This is a genomic window from Vibrio sp. 10N.286.52.C3, from assembly GCF_041468865.1.
Lineage (GTDB): Bacteria > Pseudomonadota > Gammaproteobacteria > Enterobacterales > Vibrionaceae > Vibrio > Vibrio crassostreae_C.
This window is the reverse complement of record NZ_JBFRJM010000063.1, coordinates 26030-47790: the sequence shown is the minus strand read 5'-3', so window position 1 is coordinate 47790 and position 21761 is coordinate 26030. Positions and strand designations below refer to the sequence as shown.

Sequence of the window (21761 nt, the reverse complement as noted above, 5' to 3'; positions counted from 1 at the left end):
CTCATTCCACTAAACGTTATTTCTCATACGTTTTGATTTCGCCTGATTTCACACGAGCAACAAACGATTGCAGTTCTTTCTTCACAACTGGCATCAAGAAGTACAGACCAAGAATGTTGAAGATAGACATCGCAAAGATAGCCGCATCAGAGAAGTCGATTACCGCACCAAATTGAATCGTGGCACCAATAACAACAAACACACAGAACATCACTTTGAAAATCAGTTCCGTTGTTTTACCTTCACCAAATAGGTAAGTCCAAGCCTTAAGACCGTAGTACGACCAAGAGATCATGGTAGAAAACGCAAACATAATTACCGCGAGAGCGAGTGTGTATTTGAATACTTCTGCCGTTTCAGTAAACGATGCAGCAGTCAGCGTTACGCCCGTTAAACCAGAACCATCGAATGGACCTACGTTTAAGCCAGCAATAGTGATAACCAATGCGGTCATTGTACAAATGATTACCGTATCAACGAACGGTTCTAATAGTGATACTAGACCTTCGGTGATTGGTTCTTTTGTTTTAACCGCTGAGTGAGCGATAGCTGCTGAACCTACACCTGCTTCGTTCGAGAACGTTGCACGTTTCAAGCCTTGAATTAACGCACCAATAAATCCACCAACAACACCTTCACCAGTAAATGCACCTGTAAAGATTGCGCTGAACGCAGGGCCGACTTGATCAAGGTTAGAACCGATAACAATCAGAGCCATACCGATATACAGAGCAGCCATCCAAGGAACAACTTTTTCCGTTACCGATGCGATAGAAGGCATACCACCAACAATCACAGAGAAAACTAAAGAAGCAAGTACAAGGCCAGTGATCACACCGTATTCACTTGGTACATCAAATGCGTAAGTTAACATGGCGTGTGCTTGGTTAGCTTGGAACATGTTACCGCCGCCTAATGCGCCTAAAATACACATTAATGCGAAACCAATAGCGAGCACTTTACCTAGTCCGCCTAAACCTCTTTCACCCAGACCTTGGCTTAGGTAGTACATTGGACCGCCCGAAACAACACCTGAAGGTAGGATAGTTCGGTATTTCACACCTAAAGTACACTCACAGAACTTAGAAGCCATACCCAGAAGGCCACACAAGATCATCCAGAATGTCGCGCCAGGACCACCAATCGCAAGTGCAGCACCTACACCGGCAATGTTACCAAGCCCGACAGTACCAGAAAGCGCCGTTGTTAACGCTTGAAAGTGAGAAACCTCGCCGTCCTCTTTAGAGTTAGGATCGGTATACTTACCTTTGATAATGTCTATCGCCATGCCGACACGTTTAAATTGAACAAAGCCAAAATAAACAGTGAAGATGATCGCAGCGAGCAACAGCCAGCCAACAATCACTGGGAAGTTAGCTTCACCAATCGGTACACTTTTAAATATCAGCCCAACGAACCAACCTGTGTATTCGTTGAAAAAACCATCAACACTTTGACTTAAGTTGCTGATAGCTTGGTTAAATGATCCTTCTTCTGCAAATGCACTGGAACTAAACAATAATATAAACCCAAAAAATAATTCACGTATGTTTTTCATGGTTTTCCCTGTCTTTTTAATAAATTATGTTTGTTGCTGTTGTGTTTGTTTTCTATTTGATTTGTATATTTCAGCGCTATATCTACTTCATTCGACGGCAACATAAACGGCTGTAGCTAGGTCGAAAAACGAAATAAATATAAGTACTGATCTTGCTTTATATGGATATCCTTTTGGTATGTGCACCAATAAGACTATGGTATTCGGACTACCAAGCCCTACTGGCAATCCTATACATAAAAATAATGCCAACAAAGAAATTTTTACAATAAATTTACAATTGTTCGGGTTTTGTCATCATTTGGGAATAAGTCGATGCTTTTTATGCTGAGAAAAGCATATGCAGTAGCTGCTATAGAGTCGGGTGAAGGAGAATTCAGAGTGATGGGCTGGAGGGACATAGAGGGCGCGTAGGGGATTTCGAGTATTCGATATGTTTTCGAGGTGTATAAACATTCTAAGGCTGAAAGTGTATTCGGATCTTAGGATATTAAAAAAGCCCTTTATAAGAGCTTTTTTGATGAGCGGAAAGCATGACTACTTTCCGATAGCACATAAAACTAAACGGCTCGATCACTATTGCTATTGCCAACCGTGCTTTTGCTGGATTTGTGGTAGAGCTTAAGTGCCAATAACGAACCCCACAACAAAACTTGTCCCCAGAGTAATGTCCATTGAGATGCCACCTCTTGCCAAGATGCACCCATCTGATCAAGTGCTAAGAAACCTTGGATAGCCGGTGTGCTTGGGAACAGCTGTGATAATAGAACTAACCATTCGGGCATCATTTCAACTGGCCAGATAAAACCTGAAGAGAAGATCAGTGGCATTGAACTGATTAACACTACAACCGTGACTAGCTCTCTTCGTGGCACTAACTCACCAATAAAAATCCCGATCAAACAACTGGCCAGTAAGAATGGCAGAAGTAAGGTTAAGATCTGTGTTGTTGAGGCGAGCTGGTTTATCCCATACATCGAAAAGCTAGCGCCGAAGTAGTACATCGACAACAGGTAATAAATGCCGACTAAGGTACAACAGCGGGCAAGCATCAATTTCGCTGGAGAGGTCTTACTCCAGTAGCCAAATGTCGATTGAGCATTTTGGGTTGCACCCACTAAACCAGAAGCCATGGCTAAGGTTTGTTGCAGGATCAACACAAAGACGGCTGGAACTACGTAATCGATGTATCCCATGCGACTATTAAACGTTGGTTTCAGGTTCAAGCTGAATGCACTGTAGCCTTTGGCTGCCGATTCTAAAGGCACACCTTCGACTAACAAATGGCTGACCTTAACTTGCGCAGCTAACGTACCACCGGCCTTGGCAAGCCCTTCAACAATGGTTCCGTAGACCAAAAAGTAAGAAGCATCACCAGCGTAAGAAAGTGTCGGGCTCTTACCGAGCAACAAGTCTTTATAGAAATCTTCTGGAATGACAAGGAATCCGCCAATCTCTTGGTTAAGCACGGCTTGTTTCGCATCGGCGATGGTGGAGTCTCGACGGACCAATTCGATCTGAGAGGTGGCATCCACCATACGCTCTAATTGATAGCTGCTTTGACTCTTATCCAAGTTCACAACCGAAGCTTTCAGTTGTTGAGGAACTTGGTTCGCGTAAGGCAATGGATACAAGAAGGAATAGAAGACCACACCACCAAATACCGTAAGAAGCACGACAGGGTTGCGCAATACCGCTAAGAGTTCTTGCTTGAGCAGTTGAGTAAAGCTCATCGTTTTACTCCTTGTTGTGCTGATGCTTCTGGCTGTGTTGACGGCGTTGTTTTTGCAGATATAGCTGCTTTTGTAGATGGATCTGCTTGTGCAGTTAGAGTTGATTGCGCCAAGTGTTTCTTAATTAGCAACATTACCACGAAAGCAGGAACTGCGTACCACAACATAGAAGAGAGGCTGATCAAAGACTGTGCTGCGCTCACACCATAACTAGACTGCGCCGTTTGTACTTCGATGTAATGACTCACGGGCAATAAGCTTCTCCAAATTTGAGCAGCTGTGTTCATGTCTGTTACTGGAAAGGTAATACCCATGAACGCAAAGCTTGGTGCCGTAAATGCGCCAGCGAAACTCATCGCCCTTGCTGGATCAAGTGTTAAGAAGAAAAACAAACAACCCATAATGATACAACTGATCACGGTTAGCAGTTGGGCAATAGTCAATGCCACAAAGCTGCCGTTAAATGGCCAGTCTAAGAGCACATAGAACCAAAAACTAAACGCGATACCAAACATCAAAAACAAGACAAGGTAGGGCGTTAATGTTGATGCGAGTGACTTCATAGGGGCGTTGGATAACCAAGCGTGAAGCCCACGAGCTCTAACGTTCGCCGTCAAAACCAATATCGTGCCCACCACAATCATGATCTGCCACAGTGCAGGAATAACCGCAGACACCAAGAACTGTGCATAACTGGTGTTCTTGTTGAACAGCGGCGTGATCTGGCTTTGTACCGTTACTGCTTGGCCTAATGCGGATTGCACCGTGGTATCACCGTGTGACAGCTGTTTCACGACTTCAAGTTGCGCGTTAAAAGTCCCTTGAGCCTGCAGCAAGGCAGAGTTCACCAGCTTACCGATTAAGATAAATTGGCTGTTATAGAATACAGACACTTGCGGATTCAAGCCGAGCAGAAGGTCTCGGTCGAAGTGCCTTGGTATCACAACATAACCATAGATATCACGTTCGATCATCGCTTTCGCCGCATCACTCGCAGAGCTGTATTTCTGAGTGACTTGCAGCGTTGGTGACGCATCAACAAGGCGTGTGAACTGTTGCGAGATTTGACTGTGCTCAAGGTCGACAACTGCGACCGGTAAGTCACGAGCGATCCCTTGTGAAAAAATCAGCCAGATACTGGCAGCAAGCAGCAAAGGAATCCAAGTTAGGCAAGACAACAACCATTTGTCTTTGCGGACAATCGCCCACTGCCGAAGCAAGGTATTCTTCGCTCTATGATGCTCAGTTGATTGCGAGCCTCTAGATTGCGATCCAGTATATTGAGAGTTAGCAGACATAAGTCACCTAAAGCTCAACCACTAGGCTCATGCCCATACGCAGTGTTTCGCTCGTATCGACAGGGTGTGCTTCTACTTCAAAAGTACGTAAATCGAAGCCTTGTGCTGCGTCTGTTGAGCGCCAAGTTGCGAAATCACCCATTACGGCGATGTGAGTTACTTGGAAAGTTAATGATTTATCCAGAGCCGGTAGGTATGCCTCAAACTGGCTGCCTTTCTCGAAATGCTTAAGCATGTCTTCACGAACATTGAGCACAGCCCAAGCATCCTTGGTGTCGATAACAGTCACAACAGGGAAGCCTTGTGGTGCAAGTTCTCCACTGCTCAATAGAACCTGAGAGACTTCGCCATTAAACCAGCTGTGGATCTGTGTGTCTTTTGCGTAAGCTTCAACTTCCGCTACCGCACCCGCTGCCATTAACGCTTTTTGAGCGGCGGCCACTTTGGTTTCGTCACGCGCACCTTCTTGCGCTAATTGATACATTTGGAATGCAGCGCTTTCGGTGTACTTCGCCGCTTGCCACTGTGTTTTGGCTTCATCACGCTTCTGCTCGGCAACCACACCATCGTTGTAAAGGTTGTTTACACGTTGGTAGGTTTTGTCCATCAGATCGGCAGCTGCTTTGGCTTTCAACCATTGGTCTTTAGCCGCTTGGATCTGTTGAGTACGCGCGCCATTCTCTGCTTCTTGTGCTAATGCACCAGCGGCTTTCTGACCAGCTTTTGCTTGCTCTAGCTTCGCATCAATCTCAGGGCTTAGTAGAGAGAAGATCAATTCGCCTTTTTCAACCGAATCGCCTTTGCGCACGAATATTTGATCAATTCTGCCAGGTACTTTCGATGAGATGCTGTATTGCTGCACATCGATTTGACCTTGAAGCTTAACCGGCTGAGGTTGATAAGCTTGATAGAAACTGTATCCGACCCAGCCAATAACGCCGATACCAACTAAAGATAGAAGAAGGGGCTTAATAGGTTTCATGAATTATCCTTTTGACTGGCTAACGGTGTCTGTTTTTGAGTCGAAATCAGACGGAACAGAGGAGGTTAAGTAACTGGAGTAAGCATTCATTTCGCTGGTTAGCGCTAACAGCTTGTTGAGAGAGATTAGGTATTTGAAGCGAGCAGCAGATTGCTGGGTTTTAATGCTCGCAAGATAAAGCTCGGCATCAACCACTTCTAATGAGTTAGATAACCCTTGTGTGAAGGCTTTTTTACGAAGTAATAGGTTTTCCTGAGCTAAAGACAAGCTCGAGTTTAGGCCTTGAACCTCTTCAATCGCTTGGTTTGCTTCAAGGTAAGTCTTTTGTACCAACACGGTTAAGTCTTGCTTAGCTTGTGACTTAAGGAATTGAACCTGTGATACGGCACTGTGAGCCGCAGCGACTTTGTCGGAACGGCCAGAGGTATCAAGCAGTGGCACATTCACACCAATGCCAACCAACCAATCGGGTTTCATTTCACTGGCTAGAGAGTCATCTTCATACAGGCTGTAATCACCATAAAGGTAAACCTCTGGGTAGTATTTACCTTTCTCGGCTTTAATTAAGCTGCTTGCTTGTTTCTCTTTTGCATCAAGAATCTTAAGGCCGGGGTAGGTCATGAGTGTCTGGTCAATGAACACGTCCATATGAGGCAGGTTCTTATTGATAAACAGTTGTTCAGAGGGTTCTACACTTTCATTTTGACCAAGGATTTGGGTCAACGCCAATTGCGCAATTTTAAGATCGTTCTGAGCTTTCGTGCGCTCTACAATCGCTTTATCTAAAGAAGCATCGGCTTGTAGGCGTTCTACTCGGGCGATTTGTCCTTGCTGTTCAAGCTTGATGGCGAAATCACGATGCTGAGTTAAGCCTGCTTCAACGGCTTGACGCGTTCTCACCACGTCTTCCGCTAAGATCACCGAGAAGTAATACTTACTTAAGTCTTCGTAGCGAGCTTGTTTCTCCATCAACAGTTGGCTTTGCGCTTCTTCGCTTTTACCTTCAGCCGCATTTTGCGCAGCGGTTATTCGACCACCAGTGAAGATAGGCCACACAGCACGAATGGAAGAGCTAAAGATGTCTTGTTCGGTAATCGTTGAGGTAACGCCACCAACTAGAGGGCGCAAAATCGCGGATATAGCAGGGTTTACTCCACTCAAGCTATCTGAAAACTGTTCACCATTAATCGTCACATCACTATCAAGGTGCGTGTAGTTAGCCCCTAAGGTAATAGAAGGAAGATTGAGGCTACTTGTTGAGTTCTGAAGGTGTTGATAACGTTCAACGTTGGCTTGTTGAGCCGCAAGAGAGTTGTTGTTCTCTTGGAGAATTTGCCACGCTTCAGAAAAAGTGAGCGGAGCTGCATAGCCTGGTGAAGCCATAGTGCCGAGAAGCATACTGGCGATCGCAAGGTATCGGAATTTTGGTTTGGTCATCTGCATTAAATACCAATTAGAGTATTAACTCTAATGTTAACAGGGCGATAGTCATTTGTCTTGAATAGATTGTCTCATATGAATAGAAATTCTCATAACTCGTTAATCAAGTGTAAATAAGATTGAGTGACGTGAATATCAAAGATAAATGAAACTTAAAAAGCACGCATAAGCATGCTCTTTAAGTTCAGTATAGAAGTGTTTTTACAAAATGAAGTGGCTTATTTAAAGCTAGGACAATGGTGATCGGCGCGCCATACCAATTGTCTTGAACCTTGCATTGTTTGTAATAAATCTCTACCTGACATTTGCGGGAATGCTAACAATACCTTGAGATCGAGAGGGGAGGTGCCATCTTTCTCATAGGCTCTTACGTGAGTAAAAGTCGATTGTAAGTGTTTGAACAGCATAGTCTTAGTAAGACAAATTCCAAAGTTATCGCGTTTCATTGCCTTGTTTCCTTTTCAACAATGTTTATACGTTATGTTTGTTATCCTGTTTCTATTGGACGTTGCCACTGACTGATCGATACTTCCTGCTCATCAATGTTTTATTATTGGGTGATGCTTTTATCAGTCGCCTCTTCGTTGTCTGGCTAGCCGAGTTTGAAATAGCGATGGATGAATAGGGGAGAATACTTAATCCGTTTGTTCATCATTCGTAACGGCGAGCGTGCAACTTTTAGTTATAGATACGTCCAGCGAGCGAAGGGTTGTTGCTATTTTGTTAATCGAAGTTTCGATTCAAAGCGCGGTCTGAAAATCATGACCTATGGCTTAGCAACAATAAACTTCTTCATATGCAACCATTATAATTGTATTTATTTTAAACAACCTAAAAAACACCTAAAAGCTTAGTGATCTAGCTCAATATTTATTCGTTTATTTTGGTTTTTAAGCTAATCAGTCCTAAAAATGAACGATTAATCGAGATGAACAACGTAAAGGATTATCAATTAACAATCTGCTCAATTATTTAGTTGAGTAGCAGTCACAAATTCACGCCCCTAGAAAGGTCATGCGATTAACTTGGTGTTAACATTGATCGTCTAACACTAGGGACGGTGGAATATGAAATGGAGCAGTATCAGTTTCCGTAAAAGGTTACTGATTATCATGACGGTCACTGGCCTCGTTGAACTTTTGATTCTTGCAGCTGCTGGTTTTTACTACATCAAACAATCTCAAGAACAAGAGATGGGTTTGAAAGCGTTAGGTGTTGCTGAATTTCTATCTGAATCGCCGCTTGTCACCAGCATTATTCAAGAAAATGGAACGTTGGACCCTAATGGCGTTCCCTACGTTTTGTCTGAAGAAACCCAAGTTAAATTTCGTAACCTTACTCAGCTCATTGGCGCGGCGTTTATCGTTGTTGGAGATGATAAAGGTATCCGCCTGATTCACCCTTATGATGACAGGCTCGGTAAACCCATGCGTGGTGGCGATAACCAAAAAGCATTGGTATTGGGCGAGTCTTATGTGTCGACAGCCAAAGGATCGCTGGGTTTTTCAGTTCGTGGTAAATCCGCGGTAAAAGACACCCAAGGTACCGTTATTGGTGTGGTGTCAGTTGGTTACTTATTGGATTCGTTGCAAGATCGAATCGAACCTTACTTAGCCTTTTTGATTGTGATGGCGTTGCTGGTGGTTGCGGTCAACGCTTTGATTTCGAGTTATGTATCTCGCCGTTTTCAACGCGCTATTTTGGGCTTTGAGCCTGAAGAGATAGGCCGGTTGTATGTTGAGCTAGATGTAACCATGAGTACCGTGAAAGAGGGCATTCTGAGCATCGATAAGCACGGCATTTTACGTTCAATTAATAAGAGTGCCTGCGATATTTTATCGATAGACAGGGATAAAGCACTCAATCAACAGCGCCTTTCTGATGTATTGCCAGGCAGTGATTTAGAACAACTGCTATCAACCGGCGACACCGACCACGATGTTGAGTTGTATTTAAACAATAAGCGAATCATTGCTAACCGAAGCCCGATTATAGTGGCAGGTGAGGTGGTCGGGGCGGTATCGAGTTTCCGATTACGAGATGAAATCAACGATTTAACAGACCAGCTCTCACAAACCAAAGAATATGCTGATCTACTGCGTTCACAAACCCACGAGCATCAAAACAAGCTTAACACTATTAGTGGCTTGATTCAGATGGGCGAGTTGGATTCTGTTCAACAATTGATTGGTCAAGAAACCGCTCATTACCAGAGCTTAATTGAGTTCTTAAGAGAGACGGTGAAAGACCCTCTTATTGCAGGCATGCTTTTAGGCAAAACAGAGCGAGCTCGAGAGATTGGGTTAGAGCTTAAAGTGGAAGAGGGATCAAGGCTTGAAGCTCTGCCTAGCTGGTTAAACGCGGATGACGTTGTCACAATTCTTGGCAACCTGATTGATAACGCCTTTGACGCCACCATGACGGCGATTAAGCAAGAGGGTCAAATTGCGCCAGCGCGTCGGGTTATTGAAGTTTCAATCAGTGATTTTGGTAATGAAATTATCGTAGAAGTAGAAGACAAAGGGTGCGGTTTGCCGAAAGAGTTGGCGACCAAAGCACTCACCGAAAAAGGCGTATCGAGCAAAGCGAAGCAAAATCGTGGTGTGGGTTTGTATCTGATAAAGCAGCTGGCAGACCGATATCAAGGGCAGCTTGAAATGGTCGACAACCACGATTTTGGCACGCGAATGACGGTTTATCTGCCAAAAGAAGAACAATAATAATTAAGCACGAAGCGATCTTGTGAAGATCATCGTGACGGGAAAAACATGGTTAAAGGAAGAACATAAATGAACGCAATCACGAGAGTCATGGTCATTGAAGATGATATTGCGATTGCAGAGCTACACCATCGTTATTTAGAACAGATGGGTGGCTTTGACGTGGTCGGCATTGCCACTACACAGTCTGAAGCGCTGATGCAACTGGACATCTTAAAACCGAATTTGGTGTTATTGGATGTGTATCTGCCGGACGGGTGTGGGCTCGATATTCTTAATCACGTAAGAGGGAGCAATCAAGGCTGCGACGTTATCTTGATTACTGCTGCTCGGGATGTCGATACGCTGCAGCAAGCAATGCGTGGTGGGGTGGTCGATTATCTATTGAAACCAGTAATGTTCCCTCGTTTGGAAGCGGCACTGAAAAAGTATCAATCTCAACAGCAAGAGTTTGAAAGTGTGTCGGATTTGAATCAAGGTTTGGTTGATAAGATGCTGCAAGCCAATGCCAAAGCGGACTCAGGAAAAGTATCAACCTTGCCCAAAGGAATTGATGGCGTAACGTTGGATAAGATCAGAGCCATTTTTCAGCAAGCTGATGCCGTTAATATTACCGCCGATGAAGCCGGAGAACGAATTGGTGCTAGCCGAACCACCGCCAGACGCTATTTAGAATTTTTGATTACCACTGGTGAGTTAGTCGCAGACTTAAATTACGGTACCGTAGGTCGCCCGGAGCGCTGCTACAACAAAGCGCAAAGATAAACACGACACCATCAAAATAAATATAAAGCCAGTTGAATAAGCTGGTTTTACCTTTTTCTCCCTTTCCTATTGCTCACTCCACCGACCAGATACCGTTCTTTCTTGACTACACTGTTTGAGAATGCCGATTTGCTTCACCCGTGGGTTAAATGAACGGAACTATCGATTAGAATTTGTTCGAAATGAGTCAATATTTAATCGATTGCTTTCACAGTGGTTGATGTAAATCAAATAGTCATAGACAATACTGTCCCGAATAGAGGTGATAGCTTTCACCCTCGTTTACCAAACGCATTCTCAAATTTAATAGGCGCTTACTATTGATGTAATAGTTAAGACCTATTATCTATTTTCGTATGTCGCTGATACCTTTGGCGAATACTAAAAACCTTGTTTTTATAGGAAAGATGATGGTAATACCTGAAAACAGCAGCATCGTTATTTTTGGTGCGTCGGGAGATCTAACTTACCGCAAGTTAATTCCTGCTCTATACCACCTGTATGCTAGCAATCAACTACCAGAATCCTTTGCGATTCTTGGAGTGAGCCGTACTGAGTACAGCGATGAGTCTTACCGTGAGAAGCTGAAGAAGTCTCTTCAGGAAATGGAAAAAACTGAACCAGAGACGCTGAATGCATTTATTGAACATCTGCATTACCAAGCGATCAATACTTCAGATGTAGACGACTATGCTCGTTTAGCACAACGTCTAGACAAGCTTGAGCAAGACTACCAATTCGAAAACCATAACACATTGTTCTACTTGGCAACCCCGCCAAGCCTATACGGTGTGATTCCAGCAAACCTTGCTGCGCATGGCCTTAACGATGAATCGAACGGCTGGCGTCGTCTGATCATCGAAAAACCATTTGGTTACGACTTAGCATCAGCTCAAGCGTTGGATGAAGAGATCCATCATCACTTCCAAGAACACCAGATCTACCGTATCGACCATTACCTTGGTAAAGAGACGGTTCAAAACCTTCTAGTGCTTCGTTTCTCAAACGCGATGTTTGAACCACTGTGGAACCGTAACTTCATTGAATACGTTGAAATCACAGGTGCTGAGTTCCTTGGCGTTGAAGAGCGTGGCGGATACTACGACGGTTCTGGCGCAGTTCGCGACATGTTCCAAAACCACCTGCTGCAAGTGCTAGCGATGGTAGGTATGGAGCCGCCTGCACAAATTAACGCTGATTCTATTCGTGATGAAGTGGTTAAAGTGCTTCAGTGTCTGAAACCATTAGAAGAAGATGATCTGCGTAAAGACTTAGTATTAGGTCAGTACACAGCATCAGATGTTCGTGGTCAGCACCTACTAGGTTACCGTGAAGAGCATGGTGTAGCGGATGATTCTCGTACCGAGACTTACATCGGCTTGAAAGCTCACATCAATAACTGGCGTTGGAATGGTGTTCCTTTCTACGTACGTACAGGTAAACGCTTACCAACACGTGTGACTGAAATCGTGATTCACTTTAAGAACACGCCACACCCAGTATTTGGTCAAGATGCACCAGAGAACAAGCTGATTATCCGCATCCAACCGGATGAAGGTATTCAGATGAGCTTTGGTTTGAAAGAGCCAGGCGCAGGCTTCAAAGCAAAAGAAGTGAAAATGAACTTCTCTTACTCTGACTTGCCTGAAACTCAGATGCTGACGGCTTATGAGCGTCTTCTTCTTGATGCACTGAACGGTGATGCGACTCTGTTTGCACGTACCGATGCGGTAGAAGCATGTTGGAAGTACGTTCAACCAATCTTAGACTTCAAGCAAGATCCTCAAGCACTGTTTGGCTATGCTTGTGGTACTTGGGGCCCACAGGAAGCAGATGAACTTCTGCAACGTGATGGCCGCGCATGGCGTTTCCCATGCAAAAACTTAACAGACACGGATTACTGCGAACTATGATCAATCACAAGATCTTTGCAACGCCTGAACTGGTTGTTGAAAACCTAGCAAATGAAATGAAAGCATACAGCGAGCAGGGCAAACCTGTTCACATTTCACTGTCTGGTGGCAGCACGCCAAAAATGCTTTTCAAACTTTTAGCACAGGCGCCATACGCGGAAGGTATTCAATGGAATAACCTTCACTTCTGGTGGGGCGACGAACGTTGCGTTGTACCAGACGACGCTGAAAGCAATTTCGGTGAAGCAAACGCGCTCTTATTTTCAAAACTAAAAGAGTTTACTCAAGTAAACCTTCCTGCTGAAAACATCCACCGCATCCGTGGTGAAGATGAACCAAAAGCAGAAGCAGAGCGTTTCGCAAAAGAGATGGCAGACGTAATCCCAACAGAAAACGGCACGCCTGTATTCGATTGGATTCTGCTTGGTGTTGGCGCAGACGGCCACACAGCTTCACTATTCCCAGGTGCAACCAACTACCAAGATGAGAACCTATCTGTATTAGCTTTTCACCCTGAGTCTGGTCAAATCCGTGTTTCTAAAACAGCGAAAGTTTTAGAAGCAGCAAAACGAATCAGCTACCTAGTACTGGGTGCAGGTAAAGTTGAGATCGTTAAAGAAATTCATACAACTCCTGCTTCAGAACTGCCTTACCCGGCAGCGAAAATCCAGTCTAAAACTGGCGAAACAGAGTGGTTCCTAGATTCAAATGCAGCAAGTGCTATCGCATAAGTGCGAATAGCCGCAAGGAGATAAAATAATGAAAGGTGATATCGGTGTAATTGGCCTAGCAGTAATGGGTCAGAACCTTATCCTAAACATGAACGACCACGGCTTCAAAGTTGTGGCTCATAACCGTACTGCTGCTAAAGTAGACGAGTTCCTAGAAGGCCCAGCTAAAGGTACTAACATTGTTGGTGCTTACTCTCTAGAAGAGCTAGTTGAGAAGCTAGAAGCGCCACGTAAAGTGATGCTTATGGTTCGTGCTGGTGACGTTGTAGACACGTTCATCGAAAACCTAATCCCACTTCTAGACGAAGGCGACATCATCATTGATGGTGGTAACACTAACTACCCAGACACTAACCGTCGTGTAGTGCATTGTCGTGAGAAAGGCATCCACTTCATCGGTACTGGTGTATCTGGTGGTGAAGAAGGTGCTCGTTTCGGTCCCTCAATCATGCCAGGCGGCGCGGCTGAAGCTTGGGAAGCGGTTAAGCCAATCTTCCAAGGTATCTCTGCAAAAACTGACGCTGGTGAGCCTTGTTGTGACTGGGTTGGTAACGACGGTGCTGGTCACTTCGTTAAGATGGTACACAACGGCATCGAATACGGTGACATGCAGCTTATCACTGAAGCATACCAGTTCATGAAAGATGGCCTAGGTATGTCTGCTGACGAGATGCAAGCAGTATTCGCTGACTGGAACAAGACTGAGCTAGACAGCTACCTAGTTGAAATCACTGCTGACATCCTTGGCTACAAAGATGAAGACGGTGAAGCGCTAGTTGAGAAGATCCTAGACACTGCAGGCCAAAAAGGTACGGGTAAGTGGACGGGTATTAACGCACTAGACCTAGGTATCCCACTAACTCTAATCTCTGAGTCTGTATTCTCTCGTTGCCTGTCTGCTCTTAAAGACCAACGTGTTGAAGCTGAAGCTTTGTTTGAGAAAACAATCACTCCAGTTGAAGGTGATAAGCAAGAGTGGGTTGATGCACTACGTCAAGCTCTACTGGCTTCTAAGATCATTTCTTACGCTCAAGGTTTCATGCTAATGCGTGAAGCGTCGAACGAAAACGGCTGGGACCTAAACTACGGTAACGTAGCACTAATGTGGCGTGGTGGTTGTATCATCCGTTCTGCATTCCTAGGCAACATCCGTGATGCGTACGAAGCAAACCCAGACATCGCGTTCCTAGGTTCTGACGAGTACTTCAAAAACATCCTACAAGGCAGCCTAGTAGCATGGCGTAAAGTAGCAGCGAAATCTCTAGAGTCTGGTATCCCAATGCCATGTACGATTTCTGCGCTATCTTTCCTAGACGGTTACACAACTGCACGTCTACCAGCGAACCTGCTTCAAGCTCAACGTGACTACTTCGGTGCTCACACTTACGAGCGTACTGACCGTCCACGTGGTGAATTCTTCCACACAAACTGGACTGGTACAGGCGGCGATACTGCTTCTACAACTTACGACGTATAATCGTTAGTTAGAATCAGTTAAGAACCTTGTTGTTCTTATTAGCTGTAAACTAGAAAACAAAAGGATGCCAACTGGCATCCTTTTTTGTTGGTTCTGCAAGAGAGTCACAGACAGCAAATTCAATACAACCCGTTAAGCGAGTGCAGCTTGTGGACTTTGCATATCACTGTATTGCTCTCGTATCGACATGAAGTAATCAAGGTTTTGCTTCAGCGCAGAGACGCACTCTGGATCAAACATCAACCCTGTATGCGCTTCAATGTAGTCCATTACCTTAGATGCTGACCATGCGTGTTTGTAAGCTCGTTTACTCAGTAAAGCATCGAACACATCCGCTAGCGTTACAATTCTTGCCTCCAGTGGAATCGCTTCTCCAACGAGCGCATCTGGCAACCCTGAGCCATCAAACCGTTCATGATGGTGACGTACAATATTCTGGATGAACTGAACTTCTTCGCTACACATTGAGCTGTGGTGGGAAAGGGCAACCACGTCATCAATCATCTCTTCGCCATATATCGTGTGATTGTTCATGATGTTTCTTTCTTCTTCCGAAAAACGCTCAGTACTGAAGAGCACTTTGTCTGGGATTCGGTACTTCCCTATGTCGTGAAACGGGGCATACAAGCGAATGCGGTGAACGAATTGGTGGGTGATCTCATTGTTACTGTGCGAAAGCGTACGTGCGAGCTGTTCGCTGTATTTTCCCATGCGAATCAGATGCTCTTTGGTTTCAGGATCGCGTGCGTGCCCCATGTTTAGGGCGATGGCTAATGAGGACTGAAAATGTCTCTGGCGTTCGAAGAGTTGCACAAACAGGTTCGAAATCGCTTGGGTGAGGTAGGCGATGTCGCTTTGTATTGTCTGCTTAGCAAAAAAGTCAGTGCATGAGGCGTTGATGAAAACGAACCCAAGGTTACTCTCTTGGTAGTGGATTGGAGTGGTATAGCTACTTTGGTGACCAAGCTCGAGTAGATGAGAGATTTGTTTAGTCGGATTCATCAAAGAGAGGTCATCAACAATTCTTGTTTCCAATGATTCAGCCAGACGACTCAACGCAGAGTTGGGTTTGATCTCCTGTTCGATGTAATGATGCTTGGCGTTTTGGCACAGTGAATCCGATACAAAATAATTCGATGCTTTATTTTCACTGCACAGCACCACGGATAGCCGAGATAATATGGGGTAGTGTTCACGAGCTAGCTGGAAGAGATCATCGACTATGGCGACGATGTCTTTGTCTTGGGCCGCTGCTCTACTGAAATGGGAGTAGTCAAACATGTGGCAAGCCAACCTTTAATTATAATTATGCCACTGTTTAATCGGGTTTTTTACCGTTTCGATATTCAATAAAACCATAGCACTGTGTTATTGAAATGTAATACTGCGTACTGAAAAACTTTAATTTCATCACTAAATATATGGTTTTTGCATACGGTTACCGTAGGTTTTGTTAAGTTGAACCAGTTTCATAACGTTTGGGGTGAAGGTTTGTTTGCAGAATGTACTTAGTCTGTATAGCGAGCTAAGGTAGGGTGTTAAATAACCATTTTAAAATTAAATGAAAAGATAAATAGGATAACGCACATGCTTTATGCCATCATAAAGGCATAAATAAGGGCAATGGATGTAATGCCCAAGTGATTGAGCTAGAAATGGTCAGTGATGACGGTGTTCTAGAGTAAATTCAAGGCCTTTAGTTGCCTTGAAAAAGGTAATGTTATGACTGAAGAAGAAAGAATCGAACTGCAACAAAATAACCCGTTACACGGCTTAAAGCTTGAAACCATGATCACTGAATTAGTGGATCACTATGGTTGGGAAATTTTAGATGCGGCCATGCGTATGAACTGCTTTAACACTAAGCCTACAGTGGCAAGTGCAGTTAAATACCTGAAGAAAACCGAATGGGCTCGTGAAAAGGTTGAAAACTTCTACCTTTACCGTTTCAAGCGTATGCCTAAAGCATCGGACATTGAGTACCAGATGCCTCCGCGTTCACGTACATTCCGCCATGGACTAGAGCCTCGTGAGCCGATGGAACTAACGGTTGAGTCTATCCATGCCTCTCAAGCTAAAGCTGCGTCTGCATTTAAAGAGCGCCGTGGCGGTAACGGTCGTAATTTCCGTCGTTAACAAGAAGACGTCGCTAGAAAGAACCGTCGCTAAATAAGGCGTCGGCGATTAGCACGGCTAATTAGATAAGCGAAAAACACAAAAGGAGCCTATGAGCTCCTTTTTTAATTCGTTCGATTTAAACCGTAAATGGCTAAGCTTCGCGGTTCTTTCTTTGATTCTTCCAAAGATCGGTGACATAAACGATTGCACTGATAAGTAAGAATAGCGCTGACACAGAAAACAGAGCGGGCATTTTTAGGATCCACGCGAATGTGGCAGCAAGAAAAGCGACAAAGCAAATGAGTCGACTTGATGACATGACATGACCGAGTTTAATGTTCATAACGCCTCCTAATGAAGTCTCACTTTCGACAGGAGAAGTATCCCACCCTTGGAAAAATAAAGGCTAAAAAACAGTCTAAATTGTTATCAAATTTGCTAATTGAAGGACTCGTCTCACACATTTTGGCTTGTCTATTTTATAAGTAATAAAATAGACAAATCGGTATGAGCAGGGTGGAGTCTTTTGGCTTTATCTTTTCAGTTGCAAGTCTTATTAAACCGAACGTCTAATTAGCATAGAAAAAGTAAGCGGTGATCAAAAAGCTCGCGATGATCACTGTGGTTCGAACATAGTGTTGAGGGATGCGGCGAGAGATTTTTGCTGAATAATAACCACCAACCAATGTACCCAATAATACAGCCATGCCAGACGACCAATCAATCGAACCATTGACGATAAAAAATACGATCGCTGCGAGGGAAGCACACGCGGACACGAGCAGTTTGATGCCATTCATCACGTTGATGCTGGTGTAACCAGCCAGCGCCAAGTAGCTCAATGTCACAATGCCTAAGCCTGCATTAAAATAACCACCATAAACACACACGATCAAAAGCAATACAGCGGAAAAGAACGCCCCTGCGCTGGTGGCGTGCTTATGTTTAGCGGTTACTTTCTTTAGCCATTTGTTGAGAGTGCCACCAAAGGTAAAAAGCAGAGCGGCGAACAGTAATAACCAAGGTACGGATTGGGTAAATAGCGCTTCTGGCGTGTGTAGTAGTAAAAATGCACCAATGCCGCCGCCAATTACGCATAGCCCAACAACGAGCTTGAGTTGTTTGGTACCAGATTGAATTTCGTGGCGCAGTGCGTAAGCACCACTGATGTAACCAGCGCATGAAGCAAAGGTGTTGGTCGCGTTGGCTGCTATTGGTGGAACGCCAGCAAATAACAAAGCAGGGAAAGTGATGAAGCTGCCGCCACCCGCAATGGAGTTAAGCACACCGCCAACCACCCCTGATAAGAATAGAATCAACCAATCCATAGTTTTAGAATCCAATACGTTAACTAACTGGTTACCTTACTTGAATTTGTTATGAATATCAGCGCCATGTGTGTTGTAAAGATAGGTTTGTGAGTTTGCTACCATCTTTAACCGCTGGTTTTAATTGAGGCTTTAAATGAAAAAAGGAGCCAATGGCTCCTTTCGTTGAGGTTTAGTTGATTCGATAAAGCTTTACACTTCTACTGGCTTCGCTCTAAAACTCTTAAATAGTTTCACTAGAATCGGGCTAGACAGCACCAATACCGCCAGAATAGTGAAGGTCATCGTAATAGGGCGTTCCCATAAGAAGTTCAACTCACCATCGCTGATCATCAATGCTCGTCTTAAGTTCTCTTCCATCAAGCCGCCCAATATGAAGCCTAACAGTAATGGTGCCAATGGGAAGTTGGCTAGCCTTAATGCTATCGCAGCCATCGCTACCAGTAGCATCACAAACACATCCATCGTGTTGAACGACACCAAATAGACACCTGTGATAGAGAAGAACAGTATCATTGGTAATAGCACCGTTCTTGGTACAGCAAGCAGTTTAGATATGTAAGGGATAAGCGGTAGATTCAAAATAACCAGTACAATGTTGCCAAAGTACATTGAGATAATTACAGACCAAAATACATCTGGGTGCTCAACGAATAATCGAGGTCCCGGTTGAATACCGTAAGCGATTAGGGCACCAAGCATGATTGCGGTAGTACCAGAGCCGGGAATACCAAGCGTCAGTAGCGGAACGAATGAACCACTTGAAGCTGCGTTGTTTGCTGATTCAGGAGCAACAAGACCACGGATACTGCCTTTACCAAATTCTTTCTGTTTGTCTTTCGGTGCCAAGCTTCGCTCCATACCGTAACTCAAGAAAGCGGCAATGGTTGCGCCAGCACCGGGTAAAACACCAGTAAAGAAACCTAGGATCGAAGAGCGAATCGAAACGGGCGCGACTTCTTTAAACTCTTCTTTGGTCACTTTCATACTGCCAATATCGGCCATTTTCTGGCTTTCTTCGCCGCTAGTGTCTTTTTCTGGTTTTAAAATACCCATTAAAGTCTCACCTAGAGCAAACGTTGCCATTGCCAATAGTAAAAAGCTAAAGCCATCCATTAGATCGGTTAAGCCAAAAGTAAATCGCTCAACACCAACGCCTTTATCGATTCCAACGGTGGAAAGCATTAAGCCTAGGATAGTCATCATCCACGCCTTCACCACTTGACCAGGGCCTGCAAATGCGGCTACGGCTGATAAACCTAGTAGCATTAGTGCGAAGTAGTCAGAAGACTGAAAGCTCAATGACACGCTTGCGAGTGCTGGCGCTGCAATCAACAGCATAATGGCTGAGAGCGTGCCACCAGTGAAAGAAGAGTAAGCCGCGAGTGCGAGTGCTTTACCCGCTTGTCCTTTCTGCGCCATTGGGTAGCCATCGAACGCGGTGACGACCGTTGAAGAACAACCTGGAGCATTGATTAAGATTGATGACGTAGATCCACCAAAAACCGCGCCGTAATACACACCAGCCATTAAGATGAGGCCAGAAGAAGGGTCTAAGCCGTATGTAATAGGGATCATCAACGCAATGGCTGAAATTGGTCCTAATCCCGGAAGCATCCCGATAAAGGTACCGACGAAGCAACCCACGATGACCATCATGATGTTCATTGGCATCACAGCGGTCGAAAGCCCTTGTAAAATTCCATCTAACATAATGTTATCCCTACCAAAGAGTGAAGATTAAACCAGGCTCTAGGTAGATATCTAAGCCTTGAGTTAATAGAAGAAAGAACGCGATAACGAAAGGAAACGACGCGCCAAATAAAACAGCTTTACGGCGTTCACCCAATAAGTAAAAGCCAGCAAGCAAGAAGAAGCTCGTTGCCAGAACAAAGCCAAGGTAAGTAAGACCAACACCGTACAGTGCCATCAATACTAAAAAGCCAATCAGTAGTTTCCAATCAAAGTCAGAAATAGCTCCGCTGTCTTTGTCTACTTGTCCGGTGACAAGCAATACTAACGATAAACCAATACCTGCAATGGTTAGTAATGTTGGTAATGTGCGAGCCGTAAAGGGTTCGTACTCGTCGCCAGGGAAAAGGGGAATGAGTGTGGTTTGATAGCCGTAGCAAAGGCACACGAGTAAAAAAATCATTGCCCCGACGCGATCGCGACATAGCAAGTATTCTTTACTTAAAAATTTGGTTGGTAGGTCCGACATATCCAACTCCGTTTAGGGTGGTATAGAAAAGTAAAAAACCGTACATGAGCGAGTTAATGAATAATGTCTGGGATCACTAACCTAAGGTAAGCGGATTACAATGCTTAATGTTCAAGCCACTTGCGTCTACAACGATTCGACAAGTTTTAGTAATTCGATACGGATAAACAAAGGAGTTTGAAGTTAACTCATGTACGGCGAAACAAGAGAATAGTGAAGAGGGTATGGGTAAGATACCCTCTCTAGTCTTGGTTATTTCAAGAAACCAAGCTCACGCATGAGGTCGCCCATTTGCTTTTCTTGATCTTCTAGGAAGGCGTAGAAGTCTTTGTCAGCTTTGTAGTTGTCAATCCAACCATTACGGTCACGAACCACCTGCCATTCGTCGGTCTTGTACATCTTGCCAAGCGCTACATTCCATTCATCAATCTTTGCTTGGCTCGTGCCTGGAGCTGCAAAGAAACCACGCCAGTTAGCAAATACGGTTTCGTTGCCATATTCCGTGAGCGTCGGGATGTTTGGTGCAGCATCAAGTCGTTTTGGTGCCGTGACTGCAAGCACTTTAACTTGACCCGATTTAGACATCTCTAGCACTTCACCAAGGCCTGTCGAAAGCAGCTGTGTTTCGCCAGATAGTAGAGCAGCCATCGCTTTACCACCTGCATCATAGGCGATGTAACGCACTTTCTTAGCGTCGAAACCTTCGCCTTTAAACGCTGCAGCGACTACTAGGTGGTCCATACTGCCACGAGCTGAGCCGCCTGCAATTTTTACTTTACGGGGATTGGCTTCAAATTCTTTAACCACGTCTTTCCAGGAGTTGTATTTAGAATCCGCAGACGCCACGATTGCACCGTAGTCGGCAATGGTTGCAGCAACTGGCGTTAGATCTCGGAAAGATTGAGGGAAAATCCCGGTCAACGAGCGTACAACGATAGGAGTCGAGTTAACCATCAGTGTATCTTCCTGACGCTTAGCGGTTTCGATTAGATGAGCAATAGCTTTACCGCCACCACCACCAGACAAGTTTTGGAAAGAGACATTTTCTACGATGTCTGATTTGACCAATACATCACCCGTACCACGAGCTGTCATATCCCAACCGCCACCAGCGCCGCCAGGGATTAGGAAGTGGATTTTCTCTACGTCAGCAGCAAAAGTGTTGAAAGAAAAGGTTGCTGCGATGATAGAAGCCGCAAGAGTAGGTTTCAGTGCCTTGAACATGGTTCACGTTCCTTATGTAGGGGATCTCTTCAATGGAGAGAAACTTATGTTTTATTTCCAGCTACTAAACAGATGAGTAGGATATTGCTTAGCAGATGAAGCTAAAGTTAACGGTGTGTTAATGAAATGTCTGTAATGCGGCGATATTGAGAATAAAGAACATTGGATTAATATTGTTCATAAAGTTCACGGTAACGTGTTTTTGTCCATTTACTGTTGAATGATATCTGGATTCTAAAATCGTAGTTATTGT

At 44.5% G+C, this 21761-nt stretch carries 18 protein-coding genes; 6 read left to right on the top strand and 12 right to left on the bottom strand.

All coding sequences use genetic code 11. The annotated features are described in order from the left end of the window. Positions 1–16: 16 nt before the first annotated feature. The 6 genes from AB4138_RS19875 to AB4138_RS19850 form a co-directional block, all read right to left on the bottom strand. Positions 17–1558, bottom strand: coding sequence for a sodium:alanine symporter family protein (locus AB4138_RS19875; protein ID WP_017059723.1), 1542 nt, complete (start codon positions 1556–1558; stop codon positions 17–19). Between the two features lie 560 nt (positions 1559–2118). Then, on the bottom strand, positions 2119–3291 hold the full coding sequence (locus AB4138_RS19870) for an ABC transporter permease (RefSeq protein ID WP_102320370.1): 1173 nt from the start codon (positions 3289–3291) through the stop codon (positions 2119–2121). Beyond that, positions 3288–4589 (bottom strand): ABC transporter permease, encoded by a 1302-nt coding sequence (locus tag AB4138_RS19865; protein ID WP_065583586.1) that lies wholly within the window; start codon positions 4587–4589, stop codon positions 3288–3290. The genes AB4138_RS19870 and AB4138_RS19865 overlap by 4 nt, the downstream gene beginning before the upstream one ends. A 7-nt stretch (positions 4590–4596) precedes the next feature. Then, complete coding sequence (locus tag AB4138_RS19860; protein ID WP_372051455.1) at positions 4597–5571, bottom strand: HlyD family secretion protein; 975 nt, start codon at positions 5569–5571, stop codon at positions 4597–4599. 3 nt (positions 5572–5574) lie between these two features. Then, positions 5575–7014, bottom strand: a complete 1440-nt coding sequence (locus tag AB4138_RS19855) for a TolC family protein (RefSeq protein ID WP_017063805.1) — start codon at positions 7012–7014, stop codon at positions 5575–5577. 215 nt (positions 7015–7229) lie between these two features. After that, a complete protein-coding gene (locus tag AB4138_RS19850) occupies positions 7230–7457 on the bottom strand; it encodes a hypothetical protein (protein ID WP_009846577.1) in 228 nt (75 codons plus the stop codon). 621 nt (positions 7458–8078) lie between these two features. On the opposite strand from AB4138_RS19850, the gene AB4138_RS19845 reads away from it, so the two are divergent. The 5 genes from AB4138_RS19845 (at position 8079) to gnd (ending at position 14617) form a co-directional block, all read left to right on the top strand. Then, on the top strand, positions 8079–9731 hold the full coding sequence (locus AB4138_RS19845; protein WP_032545674.1) for a sensor histidine kinase: 1653 nt from the start codon (positions 8079–8081) through the stop codon (positions 9729–9731). 69 nt (positions 9732–9800) lie between these two features. Beyond that, the gene (locus AB4138_RS19840) at positions 9801–10496 is read left to right on the top strand and encodes a response regulator (protein WP_017069356.1); all 696 of its coding nucleotides are present in this window, start codon (positions 9801–9803) and stop codon (positions 10494–10496) included. Positions 10497–10906: 410 nt separating this feature from the next. Beyond that, positions 10907–12409 carry a glucose-6-phosphate dehydrogenase gene (zwf, locus tag AB4138_RS19835; RefSeq protein WP_017059714.1) on the top strand — a complete coding sequence of 501 codons (1503 nt, stop codon included), beginning with the start codon at positions 10907–10909 and terminating at the stop codon, positions 12407–12409. After that, complete coding sequence (gene pgl, locus AB4138_RS19830; protein WP_372307423.1) at positions 12406–13140, top strand: 6-phosphogluconolactonase; 735 nt, start codon at positions 12406–12408, stop codon at positions 13138–13140. The genes zwf and pgl overlap by 4 nt, the downstream gene beginning before the upstream one ends. Before the next feature lie 28 nt (positions 13141–13168). Next, positions 13169–14617, top strand: coding sequence for a decarboxylating NADP(+)-dependent phosphogluconate dehydrogenase (gene gnd / locus AB4138_RS19825; protein WP_017066265.1), 1449 nt, complete (start codon positions 13169–13171; stop codon positions 14615–14617). 132 nt (positions 14618–14749) lie between these two features. Here gnd and AB4138_RS19820 read toward each other — a convergent pair whose 3' ends face one another. Further along, positions 14750–15910, bottom strand: a complete 1161-nt coding sequence (locus AB4138_RS19820) for an HD-GYP domain-containing protein (RefSeq protein ID WP_372183068.1) — start codon at positions 15908–15910, stop codon at positions 14750–14752. 429 nt (positions 15911–16339) lie between these two features. Between AB4138_RS19820 and AB4138_RS19815 the strand changes: the two genes are divergently transcribed. Then, entirely contained in the window at positions 16340–16753 is a 414-nt protein-coding gene (locus tag AB4138_RS19815; RefSeq protein WP_010438513.1) for a VF530 family DNA-binding protein, read from the top strand. 133 nt (positions 16754–16886) lie between these two features. Here AB4138_RS19815 and AB4138_RS19810 read toward each other — a convergent pair whose 3' ends face one another. The 5 genes from AB4138_RS19810 to AB4138_RS19790 form a co-directional block, all read right to left on the bottom strand. Continuing rightward, positions 16887–17078 (bottom strand): hypothetical protein, encoded by a 192-nt coding sequence (locus tag AB4138_RS19810; RefSeq protein ID WP_017066914.1) that lies wholly within the window; start codon positions 17076–17078, stop codon positions 16887–16889. Positions 17079–17304: 226 nt separating this feature from the next. Next, positions 17305–18063 carry a sulfite exporter TauE/SafE family protein gene (locus AB4138_RS19805; protein WP_372307404.1) on the bottom strand — a complete coding sequence of 253 codons (759 nt, stop codon included), beginning with the start codon at positions 18061–18063 and terminating at the stop codon, positions 17305–17307. Between the two features lie 192 nt (positions 18064–18255). Beyond that, positions 18256–19776, bottom strand: a complete 1521-nt coding sequence (locus AB4138_RS19800; RefSeq protein ID WP_372307401.1) for a tripartite tricarboxylate transporter permease — start codon at positions 19774–19776, stop codon at positions 18256–18258. 10 nt (positions 19777–19786) lie between these two features. Further along, positions 19787–20284 (bottom strand): tripartite tricarboxylate transporter TctB family protein, encoded by a 498-nt coding sequence (locus AB4138_RS19795; RefSeq protein ID WP_010438521.1) that lies wholly within the window; start codon positions 20282–20284, stop codon positions 19787–19789. A 252-nt stretch (positions 20285–20536) separates the two neighbouring features. After that, positions 20537–21508 (bottom strand): tripartite tricarboxylate transporter substrate binding protein, encoded by a 972-nt coding sequence (locus tag AB4138_RS19790; RefSeq protein ID WP_371965279.1) that lies wholly within the window; start codon positions 21506–21508, stop codon positions 20537–20539. Positions 21509–21761 lie beyond the last annotated feature (253 nt).